The sequence below is a fragment of the Alteraurantiacibacter buctensis genome, from assembly GCF_009827655.1.
GTDB lineage: Bacteria > Pseudomonadota > Alphaproteobacteria > Sphingomonadales > Sphingomonadaceae > Alteraurantiacibacter > Alteraurantiacibacter buctensis.
In genome coordinates this window covers 744097-762328 of sequence record NZ_WTYV01000002.1, presented here as the reverse complement: position 1 = coordinate 762328, position 18232 = coordinate 744097, and the positions used below count along the sequence as shown (strand labels likewise).

At 66.9% G+C, this 18232-nt stretch carries 15 protein-coding genes; 4 read left to right on the top strand and 11 right to left on the bottom strand.

What is annotated here, in order from left to right; genetic code table 11:
• Window positions 1-58 precede the first annotated feature (58 nt).
• From GRI99_RS08195 to GRI99_RS08165, 7 genes are all read right to left on the bottom strand, one after another.
• Window positions 59-1570: a hypothetical protein gene (locus GRI99_RS08195; RefSeq protein ID WP_160771523.1), complete on the bottom strand. Its 1512-nt coding sequence runs from the start codon at window positions 1568-1570 to the stop codon at window positions 59-61.
• A gap of 40 nt (window positions 1571-1610) precedes the next feature.
• Complete coding sequence (locus tag GRI99_RS08190) at window positions 1611-2879, bottom strand: glycosyltransferase family 4 protein (RefSeq protein ID WP_160771522.1); 1269 nt, start codon at window positions 2877-2879, stop codon at window positions 1611-1613.
• A 1-nt stretch (window position 2880) separates the two neighbouring features.
• On the bottom strand, window positions 2881-4020 hold the full coding sequence (locus GRI99_RS08185) for a hypothetical protein (protein ID WP_160771521.1): 1140 nt from the start codon (window positions 4018-4020) through the stop codon (window positions 2881-2883).
• Entirely contained in the window at window positions 4017-6209 is a 2193-nt protein-coding gene (locus GRI99_RS08180) for a GumC family protein (protein ID WP_160771520.1), read from the bottom strand. Before GRI99_RS08180 ends, GRI99_RS08185 begins: the two co-directional genes overlap by 4 nt.
• 3 nt (window positions 6210-6212) lie before the next feature.
• Window positions 6213-6923 (bottom strand): polysaccharide biosynthesis/export family protein, encoded by a 711-nt coding sequence (locus GRI99_RS08175; RefSeq protein ID WP_160771519.1) that lies wholly within the window; start codon window positions 6921-6923, stop codon window positions 6213-6215.
• Between the two features lie 109 nt (window positions 6924-7032).
• Window positions 7033-8436: an O-antigen ligase family protein gene (locus GRI99_RS08170; protein WP_160771518.1), complete on the bottom strand. Its 1404-nt coding sequence runs from the start codon at window positions 8434-8436 to the stop codon at window positions 7033-7035.
• Window positions 8437-8448: 12 nt separating this feature from the next.
• Window positions 8449-9786 (bottom strand): sugar transferase, encoded by a 1338-nt coding sequence (locus GRI99_RS08165; protein WP_160771517.1) that lies wholly within the window; start codon window positions 9784-9786, stop codon window positions 8449-8451.
• Window positions 9787-9999: 213 nt separating this feature from the next.
• On the opposite strand from GRI99_RS08165, the gene purF reads away from it, so the two are divergent.
• From purF to GRI99_RS08150, 3 genes are all read left to right on the top strand, one after another.
• Window positions 10000-11493 (top strand): amidophosphoribosyltransferase, encoded by a 1494-nt coding sequence (purF, locus tag GRI99_RS08160; protein WP_160771516.1) that lies wholly within the window; start codon window positions 10000-10002, stop codon window positions 11491-11493.
• A 10-nt stretch (window positions 11494-11503) separates the two neighbouring features.
• Complete coding sequence (locus GRI99_RS08155) at window positions 11504-12223, top strand: SDR family NAD(P)-dependent oxidoreductase (RefSeq protein WP_160771515.1); 720 nt, start codon at window positions 11504-11506, stop codon at window positions 12221-12223.
• A 99-nt stretch (window positions 12224-12322) separates the two neighbouring features.
• Entirely contained in the window at window positions 12323-12673 is a 351-nt protein-coding gene (locus tag GRI99_RS08150; protein WP_160771514.1) for a PilZ domain-containing protein, read from the top strand.
• On the opposite strand, the gene GRI99_RS08145 is transcribed toward GRI99_RS08150, so the two are convergent.
• Together GRI99_RS08145 and GRI99_RS08140 are read right to left on the bottom strand one after the other, a co-directional pair.
• Window positions 12661-13866 carry a serine hydrolase domain-containing protein gene (locus GRI99_RS08145; protein WP_337192889.1) on the bottom strand — a complete coding sequence of 402 codons (1206 nt, stop codon included), beginning with the start codon at window positions 13864-13866 and terminating at the stop codon, window positions 12661-12663. The two genes, GRI99_RS08150 and GRI99_RS08145, sit on opposite strands and share 13 nt — an antisense overlap.
• Before the next feature lie 7 nt (window positions 13867-13873).
• Window positions 13874-15112 (bottom strand): SAM-dependent methyltransferase, encoded by a 1239-nt coding sequence (locus tag GRI99_RS08140; protein WP_160771513.1) that lies wholly within the window; start codon window positions 15110-15112, stop codon window positions 13874-13876.
• Window positions 15113-15212: 100 nt separating this feature from the next.
• On the opposite strand from GRI99_RS08140, the gene GRI99_RS08135 reads away from it, so the two are divergent.
• The gene (locus tag GRI99_RS08135) at window positions 15213-15902 is read left to right on the top strand and encodes a sulfotransferase family protein (protein WP_160771512.1); all 690 of its coding nucleotides are present in this window, start codon (window positions 15213-15215) and stop codon (window positions 15900-15902) included.
• Here GRI99_RS08135 and GRI99_RS08130 read toward each other — a convergent pair.
• Both GRI99_RS08130 and GRI99_RS08125 read right to left on the bottom strand, forming a co-directional pair.
• Window positions 15881-17266: an FAD-binding domain-containing protein gene (locus GRI99_RS08130; RefSeq protein WP_160771511.1), complete on the bottom strand. Its 1386-nt coding sequence runs from the start codon at window positions 17264-17266 to the stop codon at window positions 15881-15883. The two genes, GRI99_RS08135 and GRI99_RS08130, sit on opposite strands and share 22 nt — an antisense overlap.
• Before the next feature lie 15 nt (window positions 17267-17281).
• Window positions 17282-18196, bottom strand: coding sequence for a metal-dependent hydrolase (locus tag GRI99_RS08125; RefSeq protein WP_160771510.1), 915 nt, complete (start codon window positions 18194-18196; stop codon window positions 17282-17284).
• Between the last annotated feature and the right edge of the window lie 36 nt (window positions 18197-18232).

The window sequence follows — 18232 nt, the reverse complement described above, 5'->3', positions numbered from 1 at the left end:
CTGGTGGCGACGGCGCGGTTGCACGCAGGTGTAACAGCAAAACCGTGCATCACAGCTCTCAGGCCTGGTACCGTCTGCCGCCGGGAACGCGGCTGCGCTGCTGGGCGACCACCTTGCCCATGATGTACACCATGACCGTGGGCAGGATCGCCACGGTCACGAACTGCAGCGATCGCATGCAAATGGCTGCGGCAAAGAAGGCGCTGATGTAGAGGAGCAGGTCAAGGTTGCTGCGCAGGGTTTCGCCCTTCCGGTTCCAGAAAGTGGTGGCCATGCCGATCAGCAGCCCGACGACGATCAGCGATGGCAGGCCGGCGATCAGGTATGCCTCGCCCGTCAGCGTGACCGCCAGGGTATAGCTGCCGTCGAGGCCCAGGGCCTGTTCCAGGCTTGTTCCCCATTCTGCCGGCTTGCCCGGCCAGAGCACGCGCGGAACCCACTTGGTGATTGCCACCAGGACCACGTCGGCCCCCGGGAACGGGTTGGGATTGGGAAACACCTGCAGGGCGCGGGCGATCGTGATCATGTTGTTGTCGACCAGGAAGTAGTTCTGCCCCGCGGTGGCGGCGGTGATCTGGTCACCCTCGATCCAGCGCGTCAGCCCCACTTCGCGCAAGCGCAGCATCTCGCCGGTGATGAACCACATGGCCGCCAGACTGAGCGCACCCACGATCCACAGCTTCATGCTGGCAATCTTGCGCGACCCCGCCACATAGCCCGCAACCGCCAGACCCAGCTTGATCATCAGGATGTAGCGGGTGCCTGCGGCGAAATCCATGAAGCACATGAACGCGAACAGGCCGGCCAGCAGGCCCACCACCGGCAGCACCAGCTTCTGCCGCCCGCTCATGATCACGCCGACCAGGCCCGCAAAGGCATAGTGCAGCAGGCTCAGCTCGGTGAGGAAGGAGCTCCAGTCACCCGTGCGCCCGCGCTGCCAGGGCTGGCTGAAGCGGGGCCCAAGCGCCTCGGTCACCAGGCTCACAGGGTTGAAGTTGACGGTGATCAGCGGCCACAGGTAGCCCAGAAAGAAACAGACGACGGCCACGACCAGCATGCCGTTCAACGACAGGTGCGGCAGATTGAACGGCCTGCTTCCCAGGTTCGGCGCCAGATGACGGCCGACAGCGATCGACATCATCGTTGCCAGCACCAGCCACGATGCGTGCTGGGCCTGTCCGGTATAGCCGGCAAACAGCACGCGCACGTCGGGGTTGAGAAACTCGGCGAAGGTCAGGAAATACATGGCGCACAGGGCCACCACGTCTGCCCGGATCAGCCGGCGCAGGTTGCCCCGCGCCTGGATCAGCAGCGAAACGGCCAGTGACAGGCCCAGAAACATCGAGCAGTGCCGATAGACCGCCAGTTCGTCGATCCCTTCGGGCATCGAAAAACCGGTCACCAGGCACCCCACGACCAGCGCAAACGTGGCCTGCAGCAGGGCGATGGGCGGAGTACCGGGCAGGATGTAGCCGCCACTTTGCGCCGCAGCAGCCCGGGCGGGGGCACGCGGGGCCGACCGGTAGCGACGGGCACCGGGCCTGTTGGGGGTGATCGTCGACTGGGTCATGCCGACCCAATTGGCATATAAGCCGCGCGGAACAAACCCATTATTTGCCGCCTTCGCCGGTGCCATCGCCCCGCAACCGGGCCCGCCAGGCAGCAGCCCGGCCTTGGCGATGAAGGTGGTCCTCGGCCAGCGATCGGGCCCTGGCACCCAGCTCGGCGCGCAGGCCCGGATCCTGTGCCAGCCGTGCCAGGTAGCGGGCCAGCGTGTCAGCCTCGCCCGGGGCAAAACTGGCCCCGCACTCGCCCTCGGCGAGCAGCCGCGCCACCTCGCCCCGCGGATCGCCAATGAAGACCACCGGCCGGCCTGCCGCCAGCACACCGTAAAGCTTGCTTGGCACGATCAGCCCCTCAAGCCGGGGCAGCAGCGATATCCAGTGGACATCGGGCACCGACAAGCTGTTCGCCAGCATGGCCATCGGCTGGTAGGGACGGAAGGCCAGCAGGCCATCATCCCCCTCGCCTGCCAGGCGGCGCAGTTCGCCCTGCCGGGCACCGCCCCCGATGAACAGGAACCGCAGGTTGGCCGGGCCGGCGGCGCGCAGGTGCTCCATGGCCGCGACCTTGGTGGCCACATCGTGGGCCCGGCCCAGGTTGCCGGAATAGCCGATAACGCAGTGCTCCGGGGCATAACCCCATTCGGCGCGAAGCGGATTAGCGGATGGTGGCACGGGCCGGATCGCGGTCTCGTCGGCCCAGTTCGGGATCACCGCGATGCGTTCCGGCCGGATGCCCTGCACCACCAGGAAGTCCCGCATCCGTTCGCCGATGACCACGTTGCGCCCGGCGCGCTGCCAGGCGGCGTTGCGCAGGCGGACCAGCATTCCCTCCAGCACGCCACCCTCGCGGGCGAAACCAAGCCGGCTGGCTGTTTCGGGGAAGATATCCTGCACCCAGTGCATCAGCCACGCCCCCTTCAGCCGCGCGGCCAGTGCGGCGACAGTGCCCACCAAGGGCGGATCGGTCAGGGCCACGATGGTATCGGCGCGGCGGGCGTACCGCAGCAAAAGCAGCAGCGCGCCGGTATAGAACAGCAGGAAGTTGGCAAGCCGGAGCAGCAGGGAATCGTTCCCGCGGCCCAGGGCGGGGATGCGGTGGACGATGACGCCGGGCAGCCCCGCCCCACCGTCTTCCGCCCCGCCGGCATAGCGCGCAGTGCTGGTCACCAGGTGGTGTTCGTGCCCGGCACCGGTGGCGGCGAGCTGCCGCACCAGGTCCGTCAGCATGATCGAGGTGGCCGATTCGTCAGGATAGAAGAACCGGTTGACCCAGATTACCCGGTCTTGCTGGTCCTGCCGGTGATCGCCGGCCATGTCACCGCGCAGCCTCGAAGCTCATGTCCGATAATGTTGCGCGCAGGCCATCGCGCAAGTTCCAGGCATCGCCCATGATCTCCAGCCACCAGGCCTCGCACGCGCCCGTAACGCTGAAGCTCAAGGGCTTGCCCAGCGGCTGCGTGGTGCCGGCATCGCCGCGCGCGGTGGCGCAGCGCAGGCGTACCTTGAGGTTCGGGGCGGAGGAGACCGGAGTAACCGTGGCATCAAAGGTGTAGCGGCCCGGCCGCAGGGCCAGCAGTTGCTGTCCCAGCACACCGCTGGTGTCCTGCTGGACGAAAACGTCGTAACCCGCATCGCCCTGCGGGTTCATTGCCCGCTCTCCGCTGGCCTCCAGGTTCCAGCCGAACGGCGCCTCTCCGCCGAAGCTCACGAAGCCGGTGCCCTGCGGCCGGCCGGCAGGCAGGCTGTCGCGGAAGGCGATGGCATCGTCGAACCGTCCGGCCCCCACCAGGCCGGCCATCAGCCGGGCATCGGTGGTGGCATCGGTGCCGCTGTCCACCCGCTGGCGCAGGGCAAACATGCGCCCCACCAGCTCCGGATCACCCGGCACGGCCAACCAGAACTCCCTGGCCCACACCGGGTTGCCGGCAAGCGCGGTGGCCATCACGTCCAGCGCATCGTCCTGGCGCAGTGCCTCCACCAGCGGCTGGACAAATTCGGAAGTAAGACCCGGATAGACCCGCGCCAGGCGATCGATCACCGCAAAGGTGCGGGTAAAGTCCCCCCGGCGCGAGAACTGCTCTACCTGCAACGCGCCGAGATAACGGCTGCGCGGGATCATCGCGGCAGCGGCATCCAGCAGCGCCTGCTCCCCCTCGCCGCCAGGCACATTGGCGCGCTCGTCGATGGCCATGACGAACAGCGCATCACCCGCCAGCGGCTCGCGGGCAAAGGCCCGGCGAGCCATCCGCAGAGCCGCCGGCTCTACCGTCAGCGTGGTGGTGCCGCGGGTCTCGCGCACCCGCAGGCCGGCCCGGGCCATTCCCGCCAGGTTGAAGCCATTAGTTGTCAGGAACGGTCCCGATGGCCGGTTGGCATTGGCCTGGCCCTGGAACAGCAGAACCGGTGCCAGGGCCAGACAAAGCGCGCAAACGATCCACCGGGCTACCCGGTTCACGCAGACGCCTCCTGCCCGGAACCGTCCTTGCCGCCCGGACCATAGCCATAGCCGTAGCCGTAGCCATAACCGTAGCCATAGCTGGCGTTGCGGTCATCAAGCTTGGTAACGACGGCGCCCAGCAGCGTGGCATGGGCCTGCTCGAGCCGCATGATCGCGCTTTCGACATAGCGCCACTTGCCCTCGTTCGCCTCGATCACAATCAGCACGCCCGAGAGCGCGGCTGCGATCAGCGGCGCATCGGCCAGGCCCAGCACCGGCGGCCCGTCGACCACCACGTGATCGTATTCCGCCTCGACCGCGTCGAGCAGGCGCTGGAAGCGGCCGTTGGCCAGCATCTCGGCAACCGACATCGACTTGCGCCCCGGACCCAGCAGATCGAAGCCATCCAGCGGATCGGGCCGCGAGAGCATGGCGCGCCAGTCGTCGTTGCCCTGCAGGTACTGGCTGACGCCGATGTTGCTTTCGGCTTGCAGGTACTTGCCCATGCCCGAATGCCTGAGATCGGCATCGACCAGCAGCACCTTCTTGCCCTGGCGGCCCAGCAGGTAGGCCAGCGCCACGGCGCTCAGGCTCTTGCCTTCGCCAGGACGCGAGGAGGTGACCATGATCGACTTCGGCACCATTCCGCCATTGCGGAACGCCATGGTGGAGGTGAGGCTGAAATAGGCCTCGTACAGTTCCGAGAAGGACCGGGTGATATCCTCCATGAGGTCCTTCTCGGCCGTGCGCGGAATGCCGGCCAGCAGGGGAAGACCCAGCCGTTCCTGCACTTCGCGCGGATCGCGCAAGCTCTGGTTGAGCTGCTCGAGGATGAAGAGGACCACGGCGGTCAGCAGCACGCCCAGGAGCAGGGCGACAACGAGGTTCTGGACCAGGTTGGGCTCGAACGGGGCACCCGGCACGCTGGCCCGGTCAACCACCAGCACGTTGCTTTCTCCCGCGCCGACCACGCCGATCTCGCGATAGCGCTGCAGCAGGCCGGCATAGAGCTCGCGGTTGGTATCCACATCGCGTTGCAGGATGTTGTACTGGACGCTGTCCTGCCGCTGGGTAACGAACTGGTCGCGCAGGCCGTTGACCTGCGCCCGCAGGCGCTGCTCGCGGCCCAGGGCTTCCTGGTAGGCAGTGCGGCTGAGCGAGACAGTGCGGCCTTCCTCGCTGGCAATGTCGTTATCCAGCTGGGCAATCTGCGCCCGCAGGGCACGGACCGGCGGGTAGCCATCACCGAAGCGGCTGGTCAGGTCGGCGAGCTGGGCGTTTGCCTCGGCCCGGCGCTGGCGCAGCGAGGCCACAGTGGCCGATGTGCTGCTGGTGTCCGAAGTATTGCCGGCGGCCAGCGCGGCTTCCGCCGTGATGCGAGCAGAGGTGGCAGCGGCCAGTTCCCGGTTGAGGGCCTGCAGGTCGCTGGCCACCAGGGTCTGCGACACTGTGCCTTGGCTATCCGATCCTCCCGTATTGGCCTGCTCGATGGTCAGCAGGCCGCGATTGGAAGCGTAGGTAATCAGTTGCCGCTCGGCATCCTCCAGCCGCTCGCGGGTCTGCGCCAGCCGTTCCTCGAGGAACTGGCGCGCCTCGATCGTGGCACCATAGCGGCGGTCGAGGTTCTCGGCGATGAACTGGTCGGCCCAGGCATTGGCCAGCTTGGCGGCAACCTCGGGGTTGCGGCTGGTGAACTGGATATCCACCAGCGAGCTGTTCTGCACCGGCACGATGGTGAGGTTACCCAGCAGCACAGGAGCCAGGATGTCCTCGACATTGGCGTCGCCACCCAGTTCGATGCCATAGGCATCGAGAAACTGGCGATCCTGGCCCAGGTTCAGCTCGCGCACCACGCGGCCCGCCAGCGACTTGGTCTGCAGCAGTTCGTACTGCGTGGGAAGGTACAGGCGGTCCTGCCGGAAATCCCCGTTCTGGACCGACTGGACCTCGGTCACGTTATCCTGGATCTGGCTGATCTCGATGCGCGAGGAGGCGCGGAAACGCTCCTCGGCTAGCAGCGACATGATCAGGCCCAGCACCAGGCTGCCCAGGATGATGGCCGCGATCAGCAGCTTGTGGTTGCGGGCTACCTGGAGGTACTGCTCGACCATCGACACGCCGCCGTCAGCCGCCACGACCTCGTCATAGGCGCTGTCTGCCAGCACGGGCACCGACGTCGGACGACGCAGATTGGCTTCACCGTTCATGGCTCAGTTCCCGATCGTCTGCTGGAGGAGAATCAACGGGCTGGTCAGGATCTGCGCATACTGGATCACATCGGCCATAGCCCGCCGGTTGGGCGAATCGCCAACCATGATGATGTCGTGGGCATAGACCTGCGGGTCGGGGTAGTTGCCACGCTGGATCGCCGTCATGTCATAGACTCCGATGTAGCGCTGGCCATTGACCTCGCGGAAGATCAGCACCTCGGACATCCTGGCAAACTGGCCGCGCCCGCCGCCCATCGTGATCGCCTCCATAAGCGTGGTGCGCTGTCGGATCGGGAACTGGCCCGGCCGGGCGACTTCGCCACCCACGGTGATGACCTGGCCGCTGCGCTCGCCAAATTCCAGCGTCACGTCGGGATCGCGGACATAGGTGCCCCGCAGCCGGGTCTCGATCTCGTAGCCGATTTCGGCCAGCGTGCGGCCATTTGCCTGGACCGCGCCGATCAGCGGAAAGTCGAAGAACCCGCCGTTGCCGACACGCACCGTGCGCGCCAGTTCCGGCACGCCGAACACCGCAATGCTCAACTGGTCCAGCGGGCGCACCTGGTCATCCTGGCGACCGGCAGAATAGTCCTGCGCGCCGGGAGCAGGCAGGCTGGTAAGTTCGGCCACCATGGTGGCGCTATCCTCACCGATCGGCCGGTCCCCGCCGCCGCAGGCCGCCAGGCTGACGGAAGCGGCAACCGCAAGCAATACCTTAGGAAAAATACTCAATTTCAACCTCGCGCCGACACCAGGGCCGGTTTCTTGTCCGCGTTTCGGCCCTCGTCTTAGCCACCTTGCAGTATTGTGCAAATGCATATCAGTGCCTGCTGTCGGCAATCGGCTTGAACAGCATGGCGGCCGCCACAACGGCCAGCACCATGATCGACGGCGTGCGCAGCGGATAGTCGACCAGGCTGCCGATCATCAGCAGCAGCAGCACCAGCGCACCGGCGACGGCGTTACGCAGCATGGCCCCGCCGTGCGCACGGTCGCGGACAAGCTGCCAGCAGCGGCTAACAAACAGGCCGAGCAGCACCAGCGCCAGCAGGATCGCCGGCACGCCGCCCTCCAGCGGGAACTGCAGCCAGTCGTTATGCACGTTGTTGAGATAGCGCTCGCCCAGCATCGCTTCCGGCTCGCGGACGAAGAAGGCATATTCGAAGGCGCCGAAGCCCGCGCCGAAAGGCTGGAAATCGCGCAGCATGGCCAGCACGGTGGGCAGCGCCTGCACGCGCAGGTCCTGGCCCGGGTCTTCCTGCAGCAGGCGCGCGATTGCCGGGCTGCGGCCCAGCGCGGCAAACATGGCGACCAGGCCCAGCGACAGCAGGCCCACCAGACCACCGGCCCATACCCGGCGCGGCACGCCGGACTGGCCGGCCCGGGCCTGCTCGCGCCAGTGGAGCAGGGCCCGCACCGCGAAGATCAGCCCCACCAGGCCAAGGCCAACCAGGCCCGAACGCGAGGCATTGACGAGGATACCAGCCAGGATCACCAGTGCGGCCAGACCGGCGGCCAGCACCTCGTTCTCCAGCGGGCCGCGCCGGGCGCGCTCCAGCCGCAGCACGCACAGCAGCAGCGCCACCGCCAGGAACATGGCGTTGTGGTTGCGGTTGGAAAACAGCCCCACGGCGCTGCCGGTGTTGGTGACGTCGTAAAGGTACAGACCGCCCGCGCCGGGCAGCAGGATCTGGGCCATCCCGAACAGCGCGGATGCCACGCCGGCGGCGATGAACACCCAGGGAAGGTTGCGCCAGTGCTCGTCGTCCAGCAGGCTCACCATCAGCAGGGCGGCCAGCGGCACTATCAGCGCGGCCAGCGAATTGCCGGTTTTCATCGGCGAGAAGGTGAGCGGCCGCCAGGCATCTGGAATACCGGCCAGTTCACCCAGCCGCACGAAAGGCTCGCGCCCAGGCAGGCTGCCCCACACGTCGGGCGGCAAGGGCACCAGTTGCAGGGCGATAAGCAAGGCCAGCGCCAGCAGGGCCAGCAGCGGCACCAGCACGCGGCGCAGGCTGGTGCGCGTCTGGTACCACACACCCACCGCCAGCAGCACGGCGGCAAGCGCCCGCAGCGGCCCGTTGCTGGCGATGTCGGCCCGTGATCCGCCGCCCATCAGCATGACCAGCGCCACGAAGCCGGCCAGCAGCCAGAAGGCAGTTTCGCTGTTGAGGCCGCCCTTACGGCCACTGCGGCCGTGCCTGCGGCCGGATTTCGCGTTCATCACTGCCCCGCCCTACTTTGCGCCGCGAAAGTTGATCATCACGCCCAAGGTCCGCAGCGCGATCAGGAGATCGAGCCAGGCCGAGACGTTCTTGATGTAATAGAAGTCGTACTGCAGCTTGATATACACGTCATCCAGTTCGGTAACATGGCCCTGGTTGACCTGGGCCCAGCCGGTTATGCCTGGACGCACGATGTGCCGGTAGTCGTAGAAATCCAGATGCTCGTCGTACCAGCGCGAGAGGGCCTGGGCTTCCGGCCGGGGGCCGATCAGGCTCATTTCGCCGCGCACGACGTTAATCAGTTGCGGCAGTTCGTCCAGCCGCATCTTGCGCAGGGTCCGGCCCACCGCGGTCACGCGGGGATCGTTGTCCAGCGTCTTCTGGCTTTCCAGGTCCTCATCGTCCTGCACCCGCGCGTGCATGGTGCGGAACTTGATCGTATCGAACGGCCGGCCGCGATAGCCAACGCGGCGATGGCGATAGAGCGCGGGCCCTGGGGAATCGGCGCGGATGACAAGGGCAATCGCCACCAACGGAATGGCCAGCACCGCCAGCAGCACCAGCGCACCCACCAGGTCGATCACCCGCTTGACCAGCAGGTAGCTGAGCGAGGGGATCAGCGCGCCGAACGAGTTTTCGGACAGCGATTCGATCTGCACCCGCCCGGTCAGCGATTCGCGCACCTGCTTGGCGTTATAGACCGGCACGCCGTTGATCGTGGCGCGGGCGATGCCGCGCTCCCATTCGGAAGACAACTCATGCCTGAGGTCGGCAACCACCGCCCCGTCGCCGCACCTGGCGAGGTCTGCCGGACTGCGCAGCACCTCGACATTCAGCCAGCCCATGTCCTCCTGCAACTGCGCGATCTCGCCACCCGGCACCAGGTAGATGCGCCGTCCCGAGGTGGGGCGCTGGAAAGCACTGATCAGGTAGAGGAAGGCCAGCGCGCTGCCCACGCCGCCCACCAGCATGTAGTTGCTGTAAGGGATGCGAAGCCCCACCAGCACGGCCAGCATCGCCAACACCGGCAGGGCGAACGAGGGCAGGATGAAGGCGAACCGGCTGGTGCCGGGCGTGCGGCGAAACTCGCGCAGGATCAGTGCCGCCAGCACGTTGACCGGGACGGCAGCAATGTACCCGTTGATCACGTCCCGGTGCCCCAGCGGCACGGAAAGCATGGTCAGCGCCACCAGCGTCTGCCCCGCCAGCACGAACAGGACCATCAGCGGCAGGATGAAGGTATAGCGTTCCAGCAGCGTACGCCGGCCAATGGCCGAATGGCCCCTGCCGGCGAGGACTTCGCTATAGGCCGAGCCGCCGCCGCCGGGTTGCATGTCCATCTGCCGCATGGCGCACTCGCTAACCGCGCCGGCGCGTTCCCGCAAGCGTGTTAACCCCTTGATGACCAAAGTGTATCACCTGCCTGGCCGGTCCAATCATCGCAAAACCCGCAAAATTCCGGCAGATCAGGTCTGAAAAGCCCCCATGCCAACTTGTAATTGCCGGCGCGCATCGCCATTGGGGGCAGCGCCGGTCCAGCTACAGAGTCACAACCCCCTGGGATGACCAACCTTACCCACCCTTTCCTTGACCTCGACGGCGACAAGCTGCGCGAGGAATGCGGCATTTTCGGGATCATCGGAAATGGCGCCAGCGGTGCGAACGCCGCGGCTACCTGCGCGCTGGGGCTCCATGCCCTGCAGCATCGCGGGCAGGAAGCCGTGGGGATCACCAGTTTCGACGGGGTCGAGTTCTTCACCCGCCGCGGCCTGGGCCACGTGGCCGAGAACTTCGCCAGCGGCGAATCGATTGCCGAACTGCCCGGCCACATGGCTGCAGGGCACGTGCGCTATTCCACCACCGGCGGCGCGGGCATGCGCAACGTGCAGCCGCTTTATGCCGACCTTGCCAGCGGCGGCTTTGCCGTGGCGCACAACGGCAATATCTCGAACGCCCGGATGCTGCGCCAGGAATTGGTGCAGAAAGGCGCGATCTTCCAGTCCACCAGCGATACCGAGGTGATCATCCACCTGGTCGCCACCAGCCGCTATCCCACCATGCTCGACAAGCTGGTGGATGCCCTGCGCCTGGTCGAAGGGGCCTATGCCCTGATCGTGATGACCCCGCGCGGCATGATCGCCTGCCGCGATCCGCTGGGCATCCGCCCGCTGGTGATGGGCATGCTGGACGGCAACACCGTGTTTGCCAGCGAAACAGTGGCTTTCGACACCGTGGGCGCCGATTTCGTCCGCCAGATCGAGCCGGGCGAGTTCGTCGAGGTGGATTTTGACGGCGCAATCCGCACCCACCGCCCGTTCGGTACTGTCAAGGCGCGGCCGTGCATTTTCGAGCACGTATATTTCAGCCGCCCGGATTCGATCTTCAACGATCGTTCGGTCTACGAATCGCGCAAGGCCATCGGCATGGAACTGGCCAAGGAAGCCCCGGTAGAGGCAGACCTTGTCGTTCCCGTGCCCGATAGCGGCGTTCCCGCGGCAATCGGCTATTCGCAGCAGTCGGGCATCCCGTTCGAGCTGGGGATCATCCGCAGCCACTATGTCGGCCGCACCTTCATCCAGCCGGGCGATGCCACGCGCCACAACAGCGTGGCCCGCAAGCACAACGCCAACCGCGCCATCGTGGCCGGCAAGCGCATCGTGCTGATCGACGATTCGATCGTGCGCGGCACCACCAGCCTCAAGATCGTGCAGATGATGCGCGATGCGGGGGCCACCGAGGTCCACTTCCGCGTGGCCAGCCCGCCCACCGGGCACGGCTGCTATTACGGGGTGGACACGCCCGAGCGCTCAAAGCTGCTGGCCGGTCGCATGGACCTGGCCGCCATGCGCGAGTTCATCCAGGCTGACAGCCTGGCCTTCGTTTCGATTGACGGGCTCTATCGCGCGGTCGGCCTCAAGGGCCGCGACAACGCCTGCCCGCAGTATTGCGATGCCTGCTTCACCGGCGACTATCCCACACCGCTGACCGACCTGGCCCTGCGCGCCCAGGACGAGGCACAGCTTGCCCTGCCGGTGGGCAAGGCCGCGCTGGTCTGAGTTTGCTGCCATGACCGACAAGCCCCTGGCCGGACGCGTCGCCCTGGTAACCGGTGCCAGCCGCGGCATCGGCGCGGCGACGGCGCAGGCGCTGGCTGCGGCGGGTGCCCACGTGATCATCACCGGACGCAGCGTGAAGCAGCTCGAGGCGGTGGAGGATGCCATCCACGAAGCCGGCGGCACCAGCACCATCGCCCCGCTGGACCTGACCGAGGGCGACGGCATCCTGCGCCTCACCCAGGCGGTGGCCGAGCGGTGGGACCGGCTGGACATCCTGGTTATCAACGCCGCCATGCTGCCCACGCTGACGCCCGTAACGCAGATCGAGCCGAAGCAGTTCAGCCAAGCGCTGACCCTGAACGTGCTGGCCACGCAAGCGCTGATCGCCGCCTTCGATCCGCTGCTCAAGCGCAGCGCCGATGGCCGGATCGTGGGCCTCACCAGCTCCGTCGGCAGCGAGCCGCGTGCCTTCTGGGGTGCCTACGGGGCCAGCAAGGCCGCCTTCGAAAGCTTGTTGCTGAGCCACGGGCAGGAGATCGGCCGCATCTCCAATACGCGCGTCGCCATCATCGATCCGGGCGCCACGCGCACCCAGATGCGCGCGCGCGCCTATCCGGGCGAGGACCCGCAGACCGTGAAAGCTCCCGAAGTGGTGGGTCAGCGCATTGCCGCCCTGCTGGCAGAGGACTTCCCCAACCTGCACCGCGAAAGAGTGGAAACTTCACGGTAACCACGTTTGGCAAGCTGCTGTTAAACAGCCGCCTGCATTCTTGCCCCGCATCGCCGGACAATTTCCGGTTTTTCCGCAAGCAATTGGGCAAGAAGCACTATGGTCGAGCTGCATAACCGGCACAGCCGCTACGAGATCGTCTCCCAGGAAGACCGCTCGGCTCCGCGGACCAAGATCGTCATTCCGGCGCAACTGCGCGCCTCCGGAATGCGCGCCTACCAGACGGTGGTGAACGACCTGTCCCTGTCGGGTTTCTCGGCCACGGCGATCACGCGGATGTATCCGGGGTCGATCTGCTGGCTCACCCTGCCGGGCCTCGAATCGCTGCAGGCCGAGGTGGTCTGGTGGGAAAACGGCCAGTGCGGCTGCGCCTTCACCAACCTGCTCAGCCCCATTGTCCACGACAACATCCTGGCCCGCTATCGCGGAGACGGGGTCTATCGCGGCTGAGCCGCATCTACCGCCGCCTGAACCGCGCGGTATAAGCCTTCGCGTTCCTCCCAATAGGCATCGTCGCTGGCGACCGGCCAGTTCGCGTTGCTGGCAATAACCAGCCGCCGCGCCGGATCGATGAAGATACCCTGCCCGAAGATGCCCTGCGCGCCAAAAGTGCCATCGTCATAGGTCCACCACTGGAAGCCATAGCCCCTGCCGGGCTTGCCGATATCGGCCTGCCTGCTGCCGGCCTGGGCAAACCAGCCCTCCGGCACCACGCGCCGGCCGTCGATCACCCCATCGCCCAGCACGAACAGGCCGAAGCGGGCCATGTCGCGGGTGGTAGCCTGGATGCAGCAGCCGCTGATCTCGTGGCCGGTTGCGCCGAGCAGCCAGGTGGTATCCTGCTCCATGCCGAAAGGCGCCCAGACCTTTTCGGACAGGTACTGGGCCAGCGGCTTGCCGGTCGCCTCGCTCACCAGCACGCCGATCAGGTTGGTTTCGCCGGTCTTATAGACCCAGCGTTCTCCGGCCGGATAGAGGCGCGGCAGGCGGCGCATGTAGCTGACGGTGGCATCCACCCCGGCATCGGGCGTGGCGCTGTTGAAACGGGCGACGTCGCTGGCGGGATCGGCATAGTCCTCGTTCCAGCGCACCCCGCTGGTCATGGTCAGCAGTTGCCGCACGCTCACCTTGTCATAGGCCGATCCGCGCAGGTCGGCGATGTAATCGGTCACCGGATCGTCCAGCGAGCGGATCGCCCCGTCCTGCAGCGCGGCACCGACCATGGTCGAGGTGAGGCTCTTGGCGACCGAGAAGCTCGTCCAGCGCCCCTGCGGCCCGAAGCCCAGCCCGTAATGTTCCAGCACCACCTTGCCATCGAGCAACACGACAATGGCCGCCACCCGCTGGTGCGCCAGATAGCGCGGGAAATCGAAGCTGGCAGGCAGCGCCAGCGGTTCACCCGGCGGCAGGGGATGGACCCGCTCCCCCCGCGCAATCGTGCGGTTGCCCACCACCCAATCCAGCTTGTCGAGCGCGCGGAAGCCGGCGTCGCGCTGCCCGGTGGACCAGAACAGGATGTCGGTATCGGTCGGGCCGGTCAGGGCCAGTGCCCGCAGGTCGCGGTCCATCGCCTGCCAGGCAAGCGCGCCGGCCAGGCCCAGGGCCGCCAGCGCCAGCAGGCCTAGTTTCAGCCCCCGTTTCACTGGCACCTCACCCGCGCTTCACCAACGTCACCTGGCTGACCGTGATGCCGCCGCCGCGAAAGCCGCCTTCGCAGTATTGCAGGTAGAAGCGCCAGAGGCGGCAGAACCGTTCGTCGAAGCCAGCGGGCAGCCGCCCTTCGCGCTGTGCCGCATCGAACCGCTCGCGCCACAGGCGCAGCGTTTCGGCATAGTCGAGGCCGAAGCTTTCCTCGTCTTCCCAGGCCAGCCCGCGCGCCTCGGCCAGGCGGCGGAATTCGCTGGCGCGGATCAGCAGGCCGCCGGGGAAGATATAGGCCTGGATGAAATCGGCATTGCGGGCATAGCCGTCGAACAGGTCATCACGCATGGCGATGTACTGGATCGCCGCGCGGCCGCCCGGCTTCAGGTTGCGCGCCACGCAATCCATGAAGGCCGGCCAGTATTCGCGGCCCAGCGCCTCGACCATTTCCACGCTTACGATCGCATCGAACTGGCCCCCACCCTCCACTCCTGTGTCGCGGTAGTCCTGTTTGCGGAAGTCCACGGCGGGATAGCGCGACCGTGCCCAGGCAAGCTGTTCGTCAGACAGGCTGATGGCCGTCACCGCCGCCCCGGCCGCAGCGAAATGGCCGGACAGGGCTCCCCAGCCGCAGCCGATCTCCAGCAAGCTTGCCGGATTACCCAGCCGTTCGGCCAGCCGCTGCCACTTGGCGTGCTGGCTCTGCTCCAGCCCGTCACCCCGCAGGTGATAGCCCGAGGAATAGCTCATCGTGGGGTCCAGCCAGGCGCCGTAGAAATCATTCCCCAGGTCGTAATGCACGTGGATGTTACGCTCTGCCTGGCGCTTCGTGTTGCGGTTCAGCCAGTGGAACAGCCGCGCGCCCCAGCGCCACGGGCCCTTGGCACGGCCGACCTCGCCCAACGTGGCCCCGTTGGCGGCGAACAGGGCGAACAGCGGCACCGGATCGGGGCTGGTCCATTCGCCCGCTTCCCACGCCTGGTACCAGCCGCTGGACCCGCCGGTGGCCAGCCGCAACAGGGCGCGCCAGTCCTTCAGGTGGATCTGCCCGGCAAAGCCCGGCGCGCGGCCGCCCAGGGTGATGCGCGAACCATCGGGCAGCACGGCATCGATCCGGCCGGCGGCCAGCCCCGCATCGATCCGCGCGATCAGGTGGCGAAAACCGGGGGCCACCAGGCGCGACAGCACGCCCGGGCTGGACCCGAATCGCGCACCGGCGTGCAACAGCTCCTCTCCCCGTGTTGCCATGCGCGGGTTTATGCGCCCGCGCGGGTTACTGGGCAAGGTTTGCCTCCGCCCACGCGCGCGCCTATCAGGGCAAAAAACAACAACGGGGAAGGACCGGGCCATGGCCCTGCAGGTGATCGGGGCGGCCATGCCGCGCACGGGCACGCTGAGCCTGAAGTTCGCGCTAGAGCTGCTGGGCTTCGGCCCATGTTATCACATGACCGAGTTCATCCAGCACCCCGAACACCGCTGGAAGTGGGCCTTCGCCAAGCTGCGCCCCGGGCTGCTCGATCCGCTGTGGGACACCTACCAGGCCACGGTCGACAGCCCCGGCTGCATGATGTGGCGGCAACTGGCGCAACGCTTCCCGCAGGCAAAGGTGATCCTGACGCGGCGTGATCCCGATGCCTGGTTCGATTCGGTGCGCGAGACGGTGGGCGACCCCGGGCATGTGAAGGTCATGATGCGGTCGCCGCTGGCCCCTGGCATGTTGGCGCAGAACCCCTTCGGCACGAAGCTTGACCGCGAGGCAATGACCGCCCGGTTCGAACAGTATGGCGAGGCGGTGAAGGCCACCATCCCGGCCGAGCGGCTACTGGTGTTCGAGGCACGCGACGGGTGGGAGCCGCTATGTGCCTTCCTGGGCGTGCCTGTGCCCGAAATCCCCTATCCCCGCGTCAACGAGCGCGAGGCGATGCAGCAAGCCAGTGGCGAACTGCAGGGCAACCCGATGCAGCAGTCCTTCCCCGTGCTGCAGCAGCACGTGCGCGCTTATATGGAGGCGCAGCGTCAGCGGCTGATGGCGCGATAGGCCGCCAGCGCCCGCTCGCGCGCTTCCCGGTGGCCGATGACCTTGCGCGGGTAGGCTGCGGGGCGGCAGCCGGCTTCCTCCGGATCGTGCACATAGGGGTCTGCCAGGCTGGCGAGTTCCGGCACGTAGTGGCGGATATAGTCGCCCGCGTCGAACTTCTCGCTCTGGCTCAACGGGGCCATGATCCGCACGAACATGTTGCTGTCTACCCCCGTGCCGCTGACCCACTGCCAGTTAGTGCCGTTGCTGGCATGGTCGGCATCCACCAGCGTATCCCAGAACCATTCCTCACCGTGGCGCCAGTCGATCAGCAGGTGCTTTACCAGGAAGCTGGCGGCGATCATCCGCACGCGGTTGTGCATCCAGCCGGTCTGCCACAACTGGCGCATCCCGGCATCGACGATGGGATAGCCGGTGCGGCCCTGCTGCCATGCCTTCAGGTCCGCTGCTGCCTCCTCGTCGGTCAGCGGATCGCGCCACAGGCGGTGGTCATAGCCGGGGCGATAGGGCTCCTCGGTATAGCGCGGGAACTGGGCGACAAGGTTGGCGGCATAGTCGCGCCACGCCAGTTCGGCGCGGAAGAAGCCCGCCCCGCGCCCGGGATTGTGCGCCACCTGGGCCCACAACTGGCGCGGGCTGACCTCCCCGAAATGAAGCTGCGGACTGAGGCGCGAGGAACCGTCGATCGAGGGCAGTTCGCGATCTTCGCGATAGTCGTCGATCACCTCCAGGAAGCTGTCGAACCGCTCCTGCGCGGCGGCTGAACCGGCGGTCCAGGCCTGGCGCATGCCCTCTGCCCAGTCAGGGGCGGTCGGCAGCAGGGCCAGGTCTTCCAGCCGGTCGGACTTGGGCCACTTCGCGGGCCGCGAGAAATCGGGGACGGGCAGTGGCTCCTCCTCGCCAATCTCGGCAAACAGCGCGCGCATGAAGGGGGTGAAGATCTTGAACGGCGTGCCACCCCCCGTCACCACCGAGCCGGGCGGCAGCAGGTACAGCCCGTCATGCAGCGTCAGGTCCACCTTGCCCGCCAGTCTCTCCTCCGCCTCGCGCCACCAGGGTTCGTAATGGCGCAGCGCGTGGACCCCGGCGGCCCCTGTTTCCTCGACCAGCGCCCCCAGCACCTCGTCGGCCCGTCCGCGGCGCAGGATCAGGCGCAGTTCGTGGTGATCCAGCTCGATCTCCAGCGCGGACAGCGCCTGGTGCAGGTACCAGCGGCTGGCCCCGCCCATCCGGCGTTCGGCGGGCGTCTCGTCATCCAGGATATAGACCGGGATGACCGGGCCCAGCCTGGCCGCCGCGTGGAAGGCAGCCTGGTCCGCCAGGCGCAGATCGCGCCGCAGCCAGACGATTTGCGGTTGCGGCACGAAGGGCGTCCTTTCCTATTGCGTCGGCGGCTCTTGCGGAGCGCAGACCTCGGCGGGCAGTTCCACGCTGAAACTGTTCGTCCCGCGCATCAGATAGCGGGCATCGCGTAGGAGATAGCGCCCGTCATCGGCAACATGGACCAAAGGCGCGCGTGCCCAGAACAGGAAGGGCGCGGCCTGTGGCACGGCGCGGGCTATGTCAGGCTCGTCAGCCTCGGTCAGGTCGAAATCGCCGATGGGTTCGCCGTCGATGGTATAGCGCCCTTCGCCCCCCACGATCATCTGCCGCTGCCAGAAGGCCACCGGAACGGCGCTGGCGATCACCACGTCACCCTGCCCCGCCAGCGCGCTTTCCCGCGCATGGGTGATCCCGGCGTTGAGGCCGATGTAGGCCAGCATGGCGGATAGGGTCACGCGCGCCGGGCGCATCCATTCGCCGCCCCTCTTTTCCCGCCTGCGCGACAGCCACACGCCGCCGATCAGCATGGCCAGGATCCACACGTCAATGATGAACAGCACGTCGCCATAGAACCAGCGCTGGCTGAACGGAGCCAGCAGGCGCACGCCATAGTTGTTCATCCAGTCCATCGCCGGATGGGTTAGGCAGCCGAGCAGCGACAAGGCATAGAGCCAGCCGAAATGCACCGGCCTTCGTCCTTCCGGCCGTTTGCCGCGCTTCGCCTGCCAGCGGTCCCAGCCATACAGCGCGCCTGCCAGCAGCAGCGGCAGGAGAATCATGGCGGGCGGGCCGTGGGTAATGCCACGGCGGAAGGCCAGGTGCTCCTGCCCCTCCAGCCAGAAGAAGCACGCCGCATCCACGTCCGGCAGGTTGGCCCCGATAATCAGCGCCGGCATGGACAGGCCCGTCTTTTTCTTCAGGCCACACTGGCCGATCACCGCGCCGATCAGCGAGTGGGTGAGATTATCCATTCAAAACGCTCCGCCCATCGGGCAACCATTCGCCAT